Raw genomic sequence first — 15,277 nt, forward strand, 5'->3', positions numbered from 1 at the left:
CAGCAAAATCAAGGACTTGCGGCAAGCGCAAACTGCGGATCTGACGAAATCATTTGCGCCGTCGGGCAAAACAGGCGCATGGTGTGATGGTCGCGACGCACGGGACGGAAGAGCCCTTGTGCCATCCATCGAACAGGCACCATTGCCTCTCGTGATGGGATCGCTCCGGCCTAAAGCTCTCTGATCGACGTTTCAGCAGTCTGGCCGGCGGATGCGCGCTACCGCAACACATCCACTGACCGAGTAGCCCGTGATCGGCATGTCATGCCGGTTTGCTAGCTTCGCCGTCAATCAACCCGAAAGGACCATCCATGGAACTAAAAGCCGGCGATATCGTCATGCTGAAATCCGGCGGGCAGCCGCTCACCGTCGCGGACGTGAAGGGCGACGACGTGATCTGTCTCTGGATGGGCGCGGAGGGCGATCTGTTTCGCGAGACGCTCCCGCTTGCGGTGCTCGAGCACCTGGAAGAGCTCGACGACGAAGACGAGGATGAAGACGACGAAGACGAGGAGTAAGCGCGGCTGAGGCCGCGTCCTCATTAGGTCGGGGTGCTCGGCTCCGCCCAACCTGGTGTCCGCTCCTCTGTCCATATCGGCACGAGAGCGGACATCGCTGGATGCTCGAACGTCAATCCAACGGAACGTTCAAACTGGTCCCTTTGGTGATGATGCCGCCACGGTTACCGATCTCGATCGAGCCATAGCGCTGCTTGAAGCAATCGGGCAACGGCCGGTCGCTCTCCATGCTGAGCCAAAGGCGCAATAAATGACGCTTCTGGCCTGCATCGGGCCAATCGCGGAATCCGGTCCGGTCATGCAGCAAGGCATGATTGTAAACGAACTGCATGTCGCCCGGCTGAAGCCGCATGCCGAAATGCAGCGCGGGATCATTTGCGAGCGCGTCAAAAAGATCGAGCGCCTCGACGTGAGCCGGCGTCAGTCTCGGCGCATCGGGAAAGCGCTGCGCACTATCGATATATTGGCGCTGATAAAACCCGGTCAGGAACCCCGCATGCCAATTCAGCACCGGGATTTCAAGATATGGCTTTTCGTTCTCCGGCACCTCGCCCCGTCGGTCCGTCGCGATCGGATCAAACAAGAGAGCGGCAAGGTCGGGACGTCTGTCAAACATCTCGTTGTAGATTGTCGTCGTACTGACAAGGAGAGAATCCCCTCCCTCCATCGCCTCGCGAATGCATAACAATCCAACCACGTCGGACGAATCCGTGTGGAATGTTTGCCGTTCCGAGGTTTGATAAATTCGGGTGTTCGGATCCTTAGCATCGGCGCCGGTGTCACGGACGTGACCGAGAATGTGGCCCGCTGCATTCTGAGACCGCGCCGATCCAAGATGGGCGCCCACTCCGCAAAAGATCGTAGCGGCAAACTCCTGACTGTATTTTGCCACCGGGAGGCCGCGGATCACTTCGAAGCCAATGCCTACCAGGAGCTTCTTCTTGAGATCTTCCAGGTGCGCGCCGAGATGGGGAAGCGGAAAGCTTTCCTTCGTGATCTCGGCGATTTTTTTGTTTCTGCCAAGATATGTTTCAGCCACGCCCTCGAGTTCGGCGATTTCGCCGGCAGCAAGCGATATCAACCATCGATCAGGATTGGCTTTCATCTCAGCCCCCTCCCAGGCGGATGGGATATCGACCTTCCCTGGAGGGCGATGGATCCCGCTGGGCAGTGAGACCACATTCATAGGGTTGGTTCCTGAGGGAGATTGAACGTCAGACATCGGCGCGGACGATCGACGATATTGTGCCGACCGCTTGTTTGCAACTTGGCTGACGCGCAGCCCTGGGCCGAGTGCACTGTCGCCGACAACGGGTGCGCTCGCTTGACGAGATCCGTTCCGGGCAGTTGGCGATCCGCTTCCGCCAAGGGGATCGGTTAACAACATGGCCTCTCGTGCGATCGATCAAAGCCCGGGAAAAAATGGCATCAGCCGGAACGTTCGCGAAGCTGGCTGAGTTAAAAGCCATACGCGTCGCGCTGTGGTCATAGCCGCACCGCGCGCCCGATAAAGGCCCTGCACGAAGCGAAACCTACTCTGCGGCGTGCTTCGCAGCACGGCCGCGCGAGGATCGCGATGTACACGACGGCGATATACGATGAGCTGAGGCAGATCGAGCGCGACGTCGTCGAAGGAGAACGCCGGCTCGCCGAGCAGGAGGCGCTGATCATCGAAATGAAGCGCCAGAACGAGGACACAACCAAAGCTGAAGGCGAACTCGAACGGATGCGCATGGAGCAGCGAGGTCGCGATCAGGATCGGCAACGTCTGCTCTCACGGCTGCAACCCTGAACAACTGCTCCCCATCAGGCTGATCCGCCAAAGGCGTCGCGTTCCTGAGCCGTGGCTACGGTGACAGTTGCCATTTTCGGTCAATGACGATGCAGCGGTTCAGATCAGCAAATCATGATGCGCAGGTAGAATCGCTTGGTGCGGGCTGTTGGTGCCGTGATCGTCCGCGTGTCCGTTCAGTGCATGAGGGACGAGCTTGACGTTGAACCCGAGGCCTTCTTCCTGACCGGGCGGAACGTGCGCATCCAGCGGATGATTGAACTCTTTCAGTCCGACTATCTCGACGAAAGCAGAAGGAGCTACGCCGCTATCGAACCGGAATACCGGTCCCTGGTCTGCGCCGCCGGTTTCGAACGCAGCCTTGGCCGCGTGTGCGTCGTCTGCGATTGCTGCAGATTGCGCAGCGTGCTGCGAGTTACCGTGGTCCACGGTGGCTGGTTCTGCTGTCTTCACGGTCCCCGCAGCCTGCGAAGCCGAAGAGGGATGCTCGGCCCCATCGCCGGCGCCGTTGCCCGGTTTGCCTCCATGTTCCGTCGATTCCGTGCTTGCCGCCTTTGCAGATCCTGGCTCCGAAGCGCGTTGCGAGTTGCCGTGGCCCGCGCTGGCGGGCGTTGCGGCGGCCGGATCGATCGCTGCTCCGTCCAGCGGGCTTGCAGCGGCTGAGTGCCCGGATTTTCCGTGTTCCGCGCCGTCTGGTTCTGCCGTTGTCGCTGGTGTTTGCGCGCCTTCGGAAGCCGAAGCGTGATGCTCGCCACCACGGTCGGCGGCGTTGCCCGCTTTGGAGCCAGCTCCAGTCGATTCGCTGGCTGCCGCCTTCGAAGATTCTGGTTCTGAAGCGTGCTGCGCATTGCCGTGACCCGTGCTGGCGGCCGTTGCGGCGCCCGGATCGATCTCGGTTGCGTCTGGTGCGTTTGCAGCGGTTGAGTGCCCGGATTTGCCGTGTTCCGCGCCGTCTGGTTCTGCCTTCTGCGCTGCCCCTCCCTGAGCCTCCGGGTCCTTATCGTGATGCTCGGCGCCATTGCCGACGCCGTTGCCGGGTTTGCCCCCATCTTCCGTCGACCCCGTGCTTGCCGCCTTTGCAGATCCTGGCTCCGATGCGTGCGGCGGGTTGCCGTGGCCTGCACCGGCGGCTATCGCGGCGCCCGGATCGATCTCGCCTGCGTCTGGTGCGTTTGGGGCGGCGGAGTGCCCGGATTTGCCGTGTTCGGCGCCGCCTGGGTCGGCCTTCTTCGCTGGCCCTCCCGGAGCTTCCGAAGCCGAAGCGTGATGCTCGGCGCCATTGCCGACGCCGTGGCCCGCTTTGGAGCCAGCTTCAGTCGATTCGTCGGCTGCCGCCTTTGCAGACCCCGGCTCCGAAGCGTGCTTCGAGTTGCCGTGACCCGCGTCGGCGGCCGTTGCGACGTCCGGATCGGTCTCGGCTGCGTCCGGTGCTTTTGCAGCATTTGAGTGCCCGGCTTTGCCGTGTTCCGCGCCGTCTGGTTCTGCGTTCTTCGCTGACCCTCCTGGAGCGTCCGAGGCCTTATCGTGATGCTCGGCGCCATGGCCGACGCCGTTGCCCGGTTTGGAGCCAGCTTCAGTCGATGGGTCCGAAGCGTGCTGCGAGTTGCCGTGCCCCGCGCTGTCGGCGGTTACGACGCTGGGTTGGCCGATCTCGTTGGGCCCCGTCGACGAAACGCCGTTGCCCGCATTGATCGGACCATTGTTCGATGCGACATTTGCCGCTGCCGGGGCCGTCGCGCTATGAGCAAGCTCGATGGATGATGCGTGAGCCGACGCGGCAGACGCACCATCGCTCTCTTCCGTTGCATCCGCCGACGCGTCGCTGGAGCTTCTGAGCCTCGTCGACGTTCCCAAGCCGGTCCGGGCCGGCCCGAAATGGAAACCCGAGCCGTTGTTGGCCAGAAGGGCCCAGGCTCCAGCCGTCCCGAGCGTGCTCTCGCTCCCCTCGATACTGGTTTGGACATGATCCTTCGTCAGAGCGGCCTCATCGGTTGCGATCGCCGGTATCAGCGCGGCTTCGAGCTGCTCCAAGGTGGTCGCAACAGCCGCGCCATCTGGCTCGGAGCCGACATCCGCCTCCGCAACGGCCACGATCCCCTCGAGATGGATTTCCAGCAGGCCGCGATCGCCGATATCAAGGATATGATCGGTCGCATTCACATAGACGATCGTCTCGTTGCTTGCGGAGTCGTAGACCCAGGCGAGTGTATGTGGCGGTATAGACTTGGTTGCCGCCGTCATGTGCAGCCAGGCAAGCCCTCCGAAAGCCGCAAGATTGATCCTGCCCGGCCCAGATGCGAAATCGAACACGGCGTCGGAAGAGGTCGACTTGAACTGGTTAGACTCGGAGTCAATCGGGGAGCGATAAACAATTTTTCCAACGTCGCCGCCCCCGCCGACACCGGCATCGTGACCAGGGTCCGCGCCAACAAATTTATGGAGATTGTCACCCGCATCGCCCGGGCCCTTTTCGCCCAGAGCGCCTTCAGCGAGGTTGCCGCTTCCAGTGGTCACAGCGGCGAAAGACAGGCGGACATCGTGCGAAAGGAAACCCGGGGCTGAATTGTGGTCATGATTGGCGGCAGCATGGGTGATCGCGGCCAGTTTTGTGGTCGCACTCTCTTCAGTGACGGCCAGGATGCTGTCGATCGACGCTTGACGAAGGTCATGCGCGTGGGCGGCGAGATGGGGATCCTCCAGTGCGTAGATCAACGCACCGGTGAGAATAGCAAAGTTGCCATACCCTCCATGCATCGACATCGCATTGGAAAGAAGCCGCGGGAATTGATGTTCCGGGGCCGGGTCAGCTCCGACCTGTATGTCGTTTGCTCCTCGCAGTAAGGGCACGGGAAGATCGGGCGCGCCCGATCCAGCAGGAGCGTGGTGCGTCCACGCTTTCGCGCCCCCGAATTGCTCGGCCGCGCGTAGCGCTTCCATTGCCGCCGCCGGGTTGGTGATTTGGGCGGCCTTGGCGAACAAGTCTCTCTGAGCCTGCGTGGGCGGCTCGCCGGATTCCCAGACGACGAGGTGCCGGAGAATCCCTTTTTTCCAGGGCTCGTACCCCGCGTGCTCGTCCACGTGGCCGACGCCGTTCTCATCCGGGAAGATGTCGTTCGCTTCCGACGCCTTGAGTTCGTCCGCAATTGCGAGCGCCAGAAATGCCAGGGAGAGCGCGGCCAGGCCGGAGGGCCGTTGCAGCAATGCGATGGTCGCGAGCACAGTTCTGTTGGTGATCTCAAGCTTCTGGAAAATATTGTACAGGTGGACCTTGACCGTCCCGTCGGAAACGTTGAGCTGACGCGCGATCTCCTTGTTCGACATTCCTTCCGCCACGAGTCGTGCGATTTGACGTTCCCGTTGCGTCAACAGCTCCAGCATCCCTTCGACTTTGCTATCGCCGTCCGCCTCCTTGCCGGGTGCGGAGAGATCGGACTTCTCCAGTGCCACGCCGCTCTTCGTCATCAGCCGCAGCGATCGCAGCATCGTGGCGGGAGAGGCATACTTCGAAATTGCGCTGCAGGCGCCGGCTGCGATGGCTGAAGTCAGATCGTGGTCGGTATCGGACTCGGTGAAGAACACCAGGCGCGTGGAGAGCTTCTCCGCCTTCACAATCGCGAGGATCTCGGAGACCGTCAGATCCGGCACCTTGTCGGCAAGAAGCGCGACGTCAGGTGTCAGCTTCCGAATTGCTTCGAGGCAGCTTGTCCGATCGCTGGACGATGCGACAACGTCGAAGTCCGGCTGCGTCCCGAGGACCGACCTCAGTCCCTGCAGAACGATCGGCTGTGGGTCGACGATCACGAGCCGGATGGGCTTGAGTATCCCCTGCCTGGCGGACGTGTCCAACATCGACTTTGGCCCTCGGCCCGGTCCCCTATGTCGTTCGCCATATGGCCGTGCCCGGGTGGGATATTAAAATCAAAAAAGGCCTGGCGGTTCCAGAGCCTACCCAGATTTGGACGCGATGCGAGTGAAAAATATGTCCTTTGACCCGATGGCCGTTGCGGTCGACTGGCTTGATGCCTATCGCGCGGGCGATATCGAAGCGATTTTGGAACTTCATGCCGAGGACGCGGTGGTCCACTGCGGCTGCGCCGGCGGCCAAACCATCACCGGCCGCGAAGCACTTCGTGCCTATTGGGTCGATCACCTCCGGAAATATCCGGCAGGCACGTTGGATGATCTCAATCCCTGGCGCAACGACGGCACCATTATCTCGTACCTCACCAGTGCTGGCGTCATGAGTGCACTTTTGGCATTTGACGCCGCCGGCAGGATCAAGGAACTGGACTGCAGTCCCTCACACTAGACCCGCGGCGTGAACCAAACTGGCAGCGGGACAGCGCCACATCCGATTGATTAGATGAGCTGCCTCGCCCCAGCCGAGATCATCACTACGCCGCCGGTGATCACCGCGACGTCGAGGATCGCGGTGTGGATGTGCACCGGCATCCGCTCGACGAAGGCTTTTGCGAGGAACGCGCCGGGGATTGCGATTGCTCCGATCAGCAGCGCAAAGGCGAGCACCTGTGCGGTCACGGCGCCGGCGAGGCCGAACACCGAGATCTTGATGAGGCCGGTGCCGAGCGAGATCATGGCATCGGTCGCGATCACGGCCGCGCCTTCCAGGCCCGCGGCCATCAGCAGCGACAGCAGGATCACGCCGGAGCCGGAGGTGCCGCCGACCAGCACGCCATAGCCGACCGAGCCGGCCGCAAGCCCAGTGTCGCCGATCTTGACCTGGCGGCGGCGGAGCACACGGCGCAGCGGCACGCTCAGGATCAGCATGGAGCCGATCACCAGCGCCGCGCCCGCATTGGTCAGCCGTGTGTAGCCGTAGGCACCAAGCGCTGCCGTCAGTGCCGCACAGGCCAGCACGATCAGCGCGCGGCGGCGATCGGCATAGCGGAGATAGGCGAGCGCGCGGCTGGAATTGGTGAAGATCGCGGAGATCGCGATGATCGGCACCACCGGTTCGGCGCCGACGAGAGGCACCAGCACCAGCGGCATCAAGGCGCCGGTGCCGTAGCCGGCGAGACCACCGATAATCGAAGCAAACAACGCCATCAACGCGACCAGCAGGAGCTGAAAGATCGAGATGTCGGCGAAGCCTGAGACGATGGTCACGTTCTCTCATCGCGGCTGACGCGTGCCGCAGCTTGATCGGCGATGGAAGCGAGTGCGGCTTCCTCTAGGGGAAAATCCGCCGCAAGCCAAGCGTCCTCCGCGAGCGTCAACACATGTCCGAGCGAGGGTCCTTCCGCCATGCCGCGCGCGATGAAGTCGGCGGCGCGAAGCGGAAATTTCGGCGCAGTCCAGCGCTGCGGCAGCTCGGCGAGCGCACGCCATCGCGACGAGCCGACGTCACCGCCGGCTCTCGCCCAGCCCAGCAACACGCGATCGTGATAGCGATCCGCACCGAGCCGGTAGAGCAGCCGCCGCGCATCGGCTTCGTCCTTGGTGGCCAAGCGCCACCAGCGGTGCCCCATCGAATCCAGCGCCTTGGTTTCCGCATTGGAGAGCCTCAGGCGCGTGGCGACGCGCTTGGCGTCTTCAGTCACCGCGATCGCCAGCGCGGCGAGGCGCCGCGTGCTGCTTGCGGTGAGGCCGAGCTCGCGCTCGATCACGATCATCGCCGCGAGCGGTCCGGTGTAGACCACGCCGCCGGTCAGCGCCTGCAGCAATCCGCCATCGGCCATCGCAAGCGCGGCGGCGGACGCGCCGGGAGCGACCAGAAGCTTCAGCGTCTCCATGCGCAGCCGCTCGGCCGAGAGGCTCGCGAGGCCGGCGCGTCCCCGGATGCAGGCGAGATAGCCGTCGCGGTCGGGATCGCCGGCGCCGAAGGCGGCGTGGATGCGGAAGAAGCGCAGGATGCGCAGGAAATCCTCGGCGATGCGCTGGTCGGGATCACCGATGAAGCGCACGCGCCGCGCGGCCGCATCCGCGATGCCTCCGACGTAATCGCGGACGACGCCGTCGGCATCGACCGAGAGCCCGTTCATCGTGAAGTCGCGGCGCTCGGCGTCCTTCACCCAGTCGCGGCCGAACGCGACCTTGGCCTTGCGGCCGAAGGTCTCGGTATCCTCGCGCAACGTCGTGACTTCGTAAGGTTGCCCGTCGATGACGAGGGTGACGGTGCCGTGGTCGATGCCGGTCGGCACAGCCTTGATGCCGGCAGCTTTGGCGCGCCGCATCACCTCGTGCGGGAGCGCCGTGGTCGCGATGTCGATGTCGCCGGGGACGAGGCCGAGCAGCGCGTTGCGCACGGCGCCGCCGACAACCCGCGCCTCCTCGCCATCCGCATTGAGCAATTGCAGGACGCGCGCGGTGCCACCCGAAATCAGCCAGGGCGCATCGGCGAGCATGGGCACCGCGCTCATCGGCCGGCCCTATCTTTCCACGCCCGGCACGAGCTTGCCGTTCTCGACATGGGCGGGGACATAGGTCGAATCCGGTGCGGCGCCGGAGAAATGCGCAAAGCCGATCAGCCCGGCGATCACCAGCACGAGCGCCGCCAGCATGAGACGCGCGACGATGGTGATCGGCCAGGACGATTGCACGAACAGGCCGGAACGCGTGGCGGCCAGGAACAGCGCATAGACGGCAAAGGGAACGAGGAAGATTCCGATCTCGGTCAGGATCGGCCGAATCATGACGAATAGATCCGCTCATAGAGCACACGGAGCATGCCGGCCGTCGCGCCCCAGATGTAGCGTTCGGCAAACGGCATCGCGTAGTAGGACCGCTCCATGCCGCGGAATTCCTTGCTGTGCACCTGGTGGTTGGCCGGGTTCATCAGGAAGGATAGCGGCACTTCGAACGCATCATCAACCTCGGAATGGTTGATCGTCAGCTCAAAGCCCGGGCGCACCCTGGCCACCGTCGGCAGGATGCGGAAGCCGAAGCCGGTGCCGTAGAGATCGAGATAGCCGATCGGCTCGACGAAGTCGCGCGACAGCCCGACCTCCTCCTCGACCTCGCGCAGCGCCGCATCGAGCGGCGAGCGGTCGGTTGCGTCGATCTTGCCGCCGGGGAATGCGATCTGGCCGGCATGGTCGTTCAGATGCGCCGAACGCTGCGTCAGCAGAATGGTCGGCTCGGGATGATCGACCACCGCGATCAAGACCGCCGCCGGCCGCACCGGCTGCTCGCGCGCGATGATCTCGAGCATCTTGTCGGTGCCGGGATCGCCCGAGGCCGGAATGATGTTGGGATCGTAGAGGCCGGGCGGAACGTCGAAGCCGAGCCGCGCGGCGGAGCGGGCGAAGAAATCCGCCGCACCGATCACGGCGGGATCGTTCCTGGAGATAGGCTTGTTCAAAGCGCGGCCCTCACCTGCTCCGCATCGGCCATGGCGAAGAACTCGCCGGCCGACTCGACACCGAACATCGGCTGGCCATCGACCATCCGCTCCTCACCCATGTCAACCAGATCGTAATAGAGCGCGCGGGTGACCTTGGCCCAGAGCTCGGCGCGGATATGCAGATAGGGCGTCAGCCCGCCGTCCTTGGCCTGCTCGAAGCGCAGCCGGTGCGCCGCATCGCAGGTGACCCAGTCGTCGACATTGGTGCGGAAGCGGAGCACGCGATGGTTGGCATCGCCGTCCTTCTGCATCTCGACCGCCATGAACGGCGCGTCGTCGACGCGAATGCCGACCTTCTCCACCGGCGTGACGAGGAAATGCTTGTCGCCTTCGCGCTTGAGGATGGTCGAGAACAGGCGAACCAAGGCATGACGGCCGATTGGCGTCCCCAAATAGAACCAAGTACCATCTGACGCGATTCGAATGTCGAGATCGCCGCAAAACGGCGGATTCCACAAATGCACCGGAGGCAGGCCCTTTTTGGCGCCTTCGGCATCGGCAGCAGTTTTGGCAGCGGCAGTCAGCCCCTCAAGACCGCGATCGGCGCTCTGCCCTTGGTTCGCCATGGTTTGCCCTGACTTTGTCATTTGGCACGATCGGTCATTTGGCACGATTGGTGCAGGTTTACGTTGTATCCGGGTACTCGGTTCCACCCCGCATTCGTCCGGTGTGGAGGTCGCCACTTCGTGATGCCCTACATATCCCTAAGCCGATAAGGTGGGGATAGGTTAATTCAACGAATACATGGCCTTCCTGCAAGTCTAGCATAGGGCCCACGTCTTGAGTTGAGGACGTGATGACATGACGACGCAAGCGAGCTGCATGGCAGGCTGAAGGAGCTAACGGATGGCGGAGAGTGTCGAGAAGCTCGAAGACGGGATAGTCCGTTCGGCCGAGCAGGTGTCGAGCCAGATTCGCGCGGCAAAGGATGCGATCGCGTCCGTCATCTTCGGCCAGGATCGCGTGATCGAGAACACGCTGGTCACCATCCTCTCCGGCGGCCATGCGCTGTTGATCGGTGTCCCCGGTCTGGCCAAGACCAAGCTGGTCGAGACGCTCGGCATCACCCTCGGCCTCGATGCCAAGCGCATCCAGTTCACGCCCGATCTGATGCCGTCGGACATTCTCGGCGCCGAAGTGCTGGACGAGAGCACCTCCGGCAAGCGTGCCTTCCGCTTCATCTCCGGCCCCGTGTTCGCGCAACTGCTGATGGCCGACGAGATCAACCGCGCCAGCCCGCGCACGCAGTCGGCGCTGCTGCAGGCGATGCAGGAGCAGCACATCACCGTTGCCGGCGCGCGTCACGATCTGCCGAAGCCGTTCCACGTGCTCGCCACGCAAAACCCGCTGGAGCAGGAAGGCACCTATCCGCTGCCTGAAGCCCAGCTCGACCGTTTCCTGATGGAGATCGACGTCGACTATCCCGACCGCGACGCCGAGCGCCGCATCCTGTTCGAGACCACCGGCGCCGACGAGACGCTGGCGAAGGGCTCGATGACACCTGATGCACTCATCACCGCGCAGCGACTGATCCGGCGCCTGCCGGTCGGCGATTCCGTGGTCGAGGCGATCCTGTCGCTGGTGCGCTCGGCCCGTCCGGGTCCGGACGGCGGCGACACCAGCAAGTTCATCGCCTGGGGACCGGGCCCGCGCGCCAGCCAATCGCTGATGCTCGCGGTGCGCGCTCGCGCGCTGATCGACGGCCGCCTCGCGCCCTCAATCGACGACGTGCTCGACCTCGCCGAGCCCGTGCTGAAGCACCGCATGGCGCTGACGTTCCAGGCGCGCGCCGAAGGCCGCACGATTCCGGACGTGATCCGGCAATTGAAGACACGGATCGGTTGATGGCGGCGGAGAACGGGCACACAGCAAAGGAGGTCATCGCGATCCGACGTGCCGATGGCGAAAGCCGCACGCTCGCCGCTTCGCTGCCGCGCCTGGTGCTCGAGGCCCGCCGTATCGCCGCCAACGTCATCCACGGCCTGCACGGCCGCCGCCGCGCCGGCTCCGGCGAAAATTTCTGGCAATACCGCCGTTTCGTCTCCGGCGAACCGTCGCAGAATGTCGACTGGCGGCGCTCGGCGCGCGACGATCTCCTCTATGTCCGCGAGCTCGAATGGGAAGCCTCGCATACGGTCTGGATCTGGCCCGATCGTTCGCCCTCGATGGCGTTCGCGTCAAAGCAGGCGCGTGAATCCAAGCTCGAGCGGACGCTGATCGTCGCCTTCGCGCTGGCCGAGCTGCTGGTCTCCGGCGGCGAGCGCGTCGGCATCCCCGGTTTGATGGCACCGACCGCCAGCCGCAGCGTCATCGACAAGATGGCGCAGGCGATGCTGCATGACGATGCCGACCGCTTGAGCCTGCCGCCCTCCTTTGTGCCCGCGGCGCTGGCCGAGACGATCGTGCTGTCGGACTTCTGGTCGCCGCTCTCCGAGATCAGGACCACGCTCGCCGGCCTGTCCGGCTCCGGCGCGCATGGCACGCTGGTGCAGGTCGTCGATCCCGCCGAGGAATCATTCCCCTATTCCGGCCGCGTCGAGTTCGTCGAGCCCGAGGGGTTCGGCGTGATCACCGCCGGCCGCGCCGAGAGCTGGGCGCAGGATTACACCGCCCGGCTCGCGCTGCACCGCGATCAGATCCGCGCCGAGACCAACAAGCTCGACTGGCTGTTCACGACGCATGCGACCGACCGCTCGGCCGCCGAGCTCTTGCTGTTCCTGCATGCCGGCATGCAGGTGAGCAAATCGGGCGCGCGCACCACAACGATCAAGGCGGGGCCGGCAGCATGATGGGACTGCCGCTCGCCTTCACCGAACCGCTGCTCCTGATCGGCCTCGTCAGCCTGCCGGTGCTGTGGTGGCTGTTGCGCGTGATGCCGCCGCGGCCGCGCCGGATCGAGTTTCCGCCGACGCGCCTGCTGTTCGACATCGCACCGCGCGAAGAGACCCCGTCGCGAACGCCGTGGTGGTTGACCGCATTGCGGCTGCTGGCTGCGGCACTGGTCATTTTCGCCGCCGCCGGTCCGATCTGGAATCCGCAAACAGGCGCGGCCGCCAGCAAGGCGCCGCTGATGATCATGTTCGACGACGGCTGGAGCGCGGCCTCGAACTGGGACATCCGGATCAGGGCCGCCGACGAATTGATCGCCAGTGCCGAGAACGACCGCCGTGCGATCGCGCTGGTGCCGCTGTCCGAGCCGAACCGCGATATCACCCTGATGCCGGCGGGCGCCGCGCGCGTCGCGCTGCGGCAGCTGACGCCAAAGCCGTATTCGATCGAGCGCGTCGAGACCCTGACCGCAATCGATCGCTTCCTGAAGGCGACCGGCGACTGCGAGATCGTCTGGCTCTCCGACAGCGTCGATACCGGTCGCGGCGAGGAATTCGTGGCGGGCCTCGGCAAGACCATCGGCGATCGCAGCCTGACCGTGTTCGAAGGCGGCACCTCCTCAGCCCTAGCCCTGGTCGCGGCCGAGAACGCCGCAGCCAGGATGACGGTGAAGGTGCTGCGCACCGACGGCGGCATCGCCATCGGCACCGTGCGCGCGCTGGACCAGAAGGCCTCGCCGATCGGCGAGGCGCGTTATTCGTTCGGCCCGCAGGACAAGGAAACCGAAGCGTCGTTCGATCTGCCGGTCGAGCTGCGCAACGACATCACGCGGCTGGAAATTGCCGGTGAGCGCTCCGCCGGCGCAGTGCAGCTGCTCGACAAGCGCTGGCGCCGCCGCGCCATCGGCATCGTCTCGGGCTCGACCAGCGAGACCGCGCAGCCGCTGCTGGCGCCGACCTTCTATCTCACCCGTGCGCTGGCGCCGTTCGCCGACGTGCGGCTTGCCGACAAGGGCTCGCCGCAGCAGGGCATCACGCAGTTCCTCGATCAGAAGCTGCCGATGATCATCCTTGCCGATGTCGGCACCATCGCCCCTGAAATCCGCGAGCGTCTCAATGCCTGGATCGACCAGGGCGGCGTGCTGGTGCGGTTCGCCGGTCCGCGGCTGGCGCAGGCCGAGGACGATCTCGTCCCGGTCAAGCTGCGCAAGGGCGGCCGGACGCTCGGCGGCAGCCTGACCTGGGAAAAGCCGCAACATCTTGCCTCCTTTGCCGCCGATGGTCCGTTTGCCGGCGTCGTGGTCCCCAAGGACGTCACCATAAGCCGCCAGGTGCTGGCCGAGCCCGACGCCGTGCTCGCCACCAAAAGCTGGGCGTCGCTGGAAGACGGCACGCCGCTGGTAACAGGCGAGCATCGCGGCAAGGGCGTCGTCAGCCTGTTCCACGTCAGCGCCGACATGCGCTGGTCGGATCTGCCGATGTCGGGGACCTTTGTCGAAATCCTGCGACGTGTCGTCGACATGTCCGGCTATACCGCCAAGCCGGGCCCAGGCGTTGCCACTGAGGCGAGCGCCGAAACGGTGGCGCCGTTGCACATCCTCGATGGCTTTGGCGCCTTCGGCCCGCCGCCGGCCGCCGCAAAGCCGCTGCCCGCGGATTATCGCGACCGCGCCACACCCGATCATCCGCCGGGCTTCTATGGTCCGGCAGAAGGACCGCTCGCCGTGAACACGCTTGCCAGCGCCGACCGTATCGCAGCCCTGAACACCGCGAGCCTGCGCGCCCGGCATGCCACCTACACCAACGCCGAGCCGCAGGACTTGCGCGGTTGGCTGCTATCGACGGCGCTCGCGCTGTTCCTGATCGACGCCATCATCGTCGCGGTACTCGGCGGCGGCCTTGCCGCGCTGGTGCGCCGCCGCGCCGCGCCCGCGATGATCGTCTTTGGGCTGGTGCTCGCAGGTCTCGCCTCGTTCGTGCCGACGCCGTCGCATGCGGACAGCGCGCCCGACGAGTTCGCGATGAAGGCGGTGTCGCAGACCCGCCTCGCCTATGTCGTGACCGGCAATGCCGACGTCGATTCCATCGTCAGGGCCGGGCTATCCGGACTGACGCTGTTCCTGGCGCAGCGCACCGCGCTCGAGGCCGGCGATCCCGTCGGCATCGACCCGGCGCGCGACGAACTCGCTTTCTTCCCGCTGATCTACTGGCCGATCGTGCCGGGCGCGCCCAAGCCGTCGCGGGACGCCATCAACAAGATCGACGCCTATATGAAGCAGGGCGGCACCGTGCTGTTCGACACCCGCGACGCGGTCGAAGCGCCACCCGGCGCGAACGGCGCCGCGCAGACCCCGGCCATGCAGACGCTCCGCGAGATCCTGTCCTCGCTCGACGTGCCCGAGCTGGAGCCGGTGCCGCGGGAGCACGTGCTGACCAAGACCTTCTATCTGTTGCGCGACTTCCCCGGCCGCTTCAGCACCGGCCAGACCTGGGTCGAGACCTTGCCGCGCGAAGACGACGAGGACAGCGCGCAGCGGCCGGCACGCGGCGGCGACGGCGTCTCGCCGATCATCATCACCTCGAACGACCTGGCCGGCGCCTGGGCCGTGCGGCCCGACGGCCAGTCCATGCTGCCGGTGATCGGCGCCGACCCCCGCCAGCGCGAATTCGCCTACCGCGCCGGCGCCAACATCGTGATGTACACGCTGACCGGCAACTACAAGGCCGACCAGGTGCACGCACCGGCCCTGATCGAACGGCTGGGGCAGTAGGATCG

13 protein-coding genes are annotated in these 15,277 nt (G+C 64.8%); 6 read left to right on the forward strand and 7 right to left on the reverse strand.

The features are described 5' to 3' along the window. Window positions 1–311 precede the first annotated feature (311 nt). A complete protein-coding gene (locus IVB07_RS28910) occupies window positions 312–518 on the forward strand; it encodes a DUF2158 domain-containing protein (RefSeq protein ID WP_018454945.1) in 207 nt (68 codons plus the stop codon). Window positions 519–630: 112 nt separating this feature from the next. Here IVB07_RS28910 and IVB07_RS28915 read toward each other — a convergent pair whose 3' ends face one another. Continuing rightward, the gene (locus IVB07_RS28915) at window positions 631–1,623 is read right to left on the reverse strand and encodes a TauD/TfdA family dioxygenase (protein ID WP_018454946.1); all 993 of its coding nucleotides are present in this window, start codon (window positions 1,621–1,623) and stop codon (window positions 631–633) included. 471 nt (window positions 1,624–2,094) lie between these two features. Between IVB07_RS28915 and IVB07_RS28920 the strand changes: the two genes are divergently transcribed. Beyond that, window positions 2,095–2,310 (forward strand): hypothetical protein, encoded by a 216-nt coding sequence (locus IVB07_RS28920; RefSeq protein ID WP_018454947.1) that lies wholly within the window; start codon window positions 2,095–2,097, stop codon window positions 2,308–2,310. A gap of 99 nt (window positions 2,311–2,409) precedes the next feature. On the opposite strand, the gene IVB07_RS28925 is transcribed toward IVB07_RS28920, so the two are convergent. After that, window positions 2,410–6,159: a LuxR C-terminal-related transcriptional regulator gene (locus IVB07_RS28925; RefSeq protein ID WP_247363615.1), complete on the reverse strand. Its 3,750-nt coding sequence runs from the start codon at window positions 6,157–6,159 to the stop codon at window positions 2,410–2,412. A gap of 130 nt (window positions 6,160–6,289) precedes the next feature. Here IVB07_RS28925 and IVB07_RS28930 point away from each other — a divergent pair, with 130 nt between their 5' ends. Further along, entirely contained in the window at window positions 6,290–6,619 is a 330-nt protein-coding gene (locus IVB07_RS28930; RefSeq protein WP_204514104.1) for a nuclear transport factor 2 family protein, read from the forward strand. Window positions 6,620–6,669: 50 nt separating this feature from the next. On the opposite strand, the gene IVB07_RS28935 is transcribed toward IVB07_RS28930, so the two are convergent. The 5 genes from IVB07_RS28935 to IVB07_RS28955 are packed head-to-tail and all read right to left on the reverse strand — an operon-like array spanning window position 6,670 to window position 10,239. Beyond that, a complete protein-coding gene (locus IVB07_RS28935; RefSeq protein ID WP_018454949.1) occupies window positions 6,670–7,437 on the reverse strand; it encodes a TSUP family transporter in 768 nt (255 codons plus the stop codon). Continuing rightward, entirely contained in the window at window positions 7,434–8,690 is a 1,257-nt protein-coding gene (locus tag IVB07_RS28940) for a CCA tRNA nucleotidyltransferase (RefSeq protein WP_018454950.1), read from the reverse strand. The genes IVB07_RS28935 and IVB07_RS28940 overlap by 4 nt, the downstream gene beginning before the upstream one ends. A gap of 9 nt (window positions 8,691–8,699) precedes the next feature. Continuing rightward, window positions 8,700–8,963, reverse strand: coding sequence for a DUF6111 family protein (locus IVB07_RS28945; protein ID WP_018454951.1), 264 nt, complete (start codon window positions 8,961–8,963; stop codon window positions 8,700–8,702). Then, complete coding sequence (locus tag IVB07_RS28950; RefSeq protein WP_247766785.1) at window positions 8,960–9,631, reverse strand: CoA pyrophosphatase; 672 nt, start codon at window positions 9,629–9,631, stop codon at window positions 8,960–8,962. Before IVB07_RS28950 ends, IVB07_RS28945 begins: the two co-directional genes overlap by 4 nt. Continuing rightward, on the reverse strand, window positions 9,628–10,239 hold the full coding sequence (locus IVB07_RS28955; protein ID WP_018454953.1) for a DUF1285 domain-containing protein: 612 nt from the start codon (window positions 10,237–10,239) through the stop codon (window positions 9,628–9,630). Before IVB07_RS28955 ends, IVB07_RS28950 begins: the two co-directional genes overlap by 4 nt. A gap of 280 nt (window positions 10,240–10,519) precedes the next feature. On the opposite strand from IVB07_RS28955, the gene IVB07_RS28960 reads away from it, so the two are divergent. From IVB07_RS28960 to IVB07_RS28970, 3 genes are read left to right on the forward strand one after another with little or no spacing between them, the layout of a single operon-like run. Beyond that, window positions 10,520–11,518, forward strand: a complete 999-nt coding sequence (locus IVB07_RS28960; protein ID WP_018454954.1) for a MoxR family ATPase — start codon at window positions 10,520–10,522, stop codon at window positions 11,516–11,518. Beyond that, window positions 11,518–12,462 carry a DUF58 domain-containing protein gene (locus IVB07_RS28965; RefSeq protein ID WP_018454955.1) on the forward strand — a complete coding sequence of 315 codons (945 nt, stop codon included), beginning with the start codon at window positions 11,518–11,520 and terminating at the stop codon, window positions 12,460–12,462. The genes IVB07_RS28960 and IVB07_RS28965 overlap by 1 nt, the downstream gene beginning before the upstream one ends. Continuing rightward, the gene (locus tag IVB07_RS28970) at window positions 12,459–15,272 is read left to right on the forward strand and encodes a DUF4159 domain-containing protein (protein WP_026232848.1); all 2,814 of its coding nucleotides are present in this window, start codon (window positions 12,459–12,461) and stop codon (window positions 15,270–15,272) included. The genes IVB07_RS28965 and IVB07_RS28970 overlap by 4 nt, the downstream gene beginning before the upstream one ends. The last annotated feature ends 5 nt before the right edge of the window (window positions 15,273–15,277 follow it).

This window comes from Bradyrhizobium sp. 172 (genome assembly GCF_023101065.1).
In the GTDB taxonomy this organism is placed as follows: Bacteria; Pseudomonadota; Alphaproteobacteria; order Rhizobiales; family Xanthobacteraceae; genus Bradyrhizobium; species Bradyrhizobium canariense_D.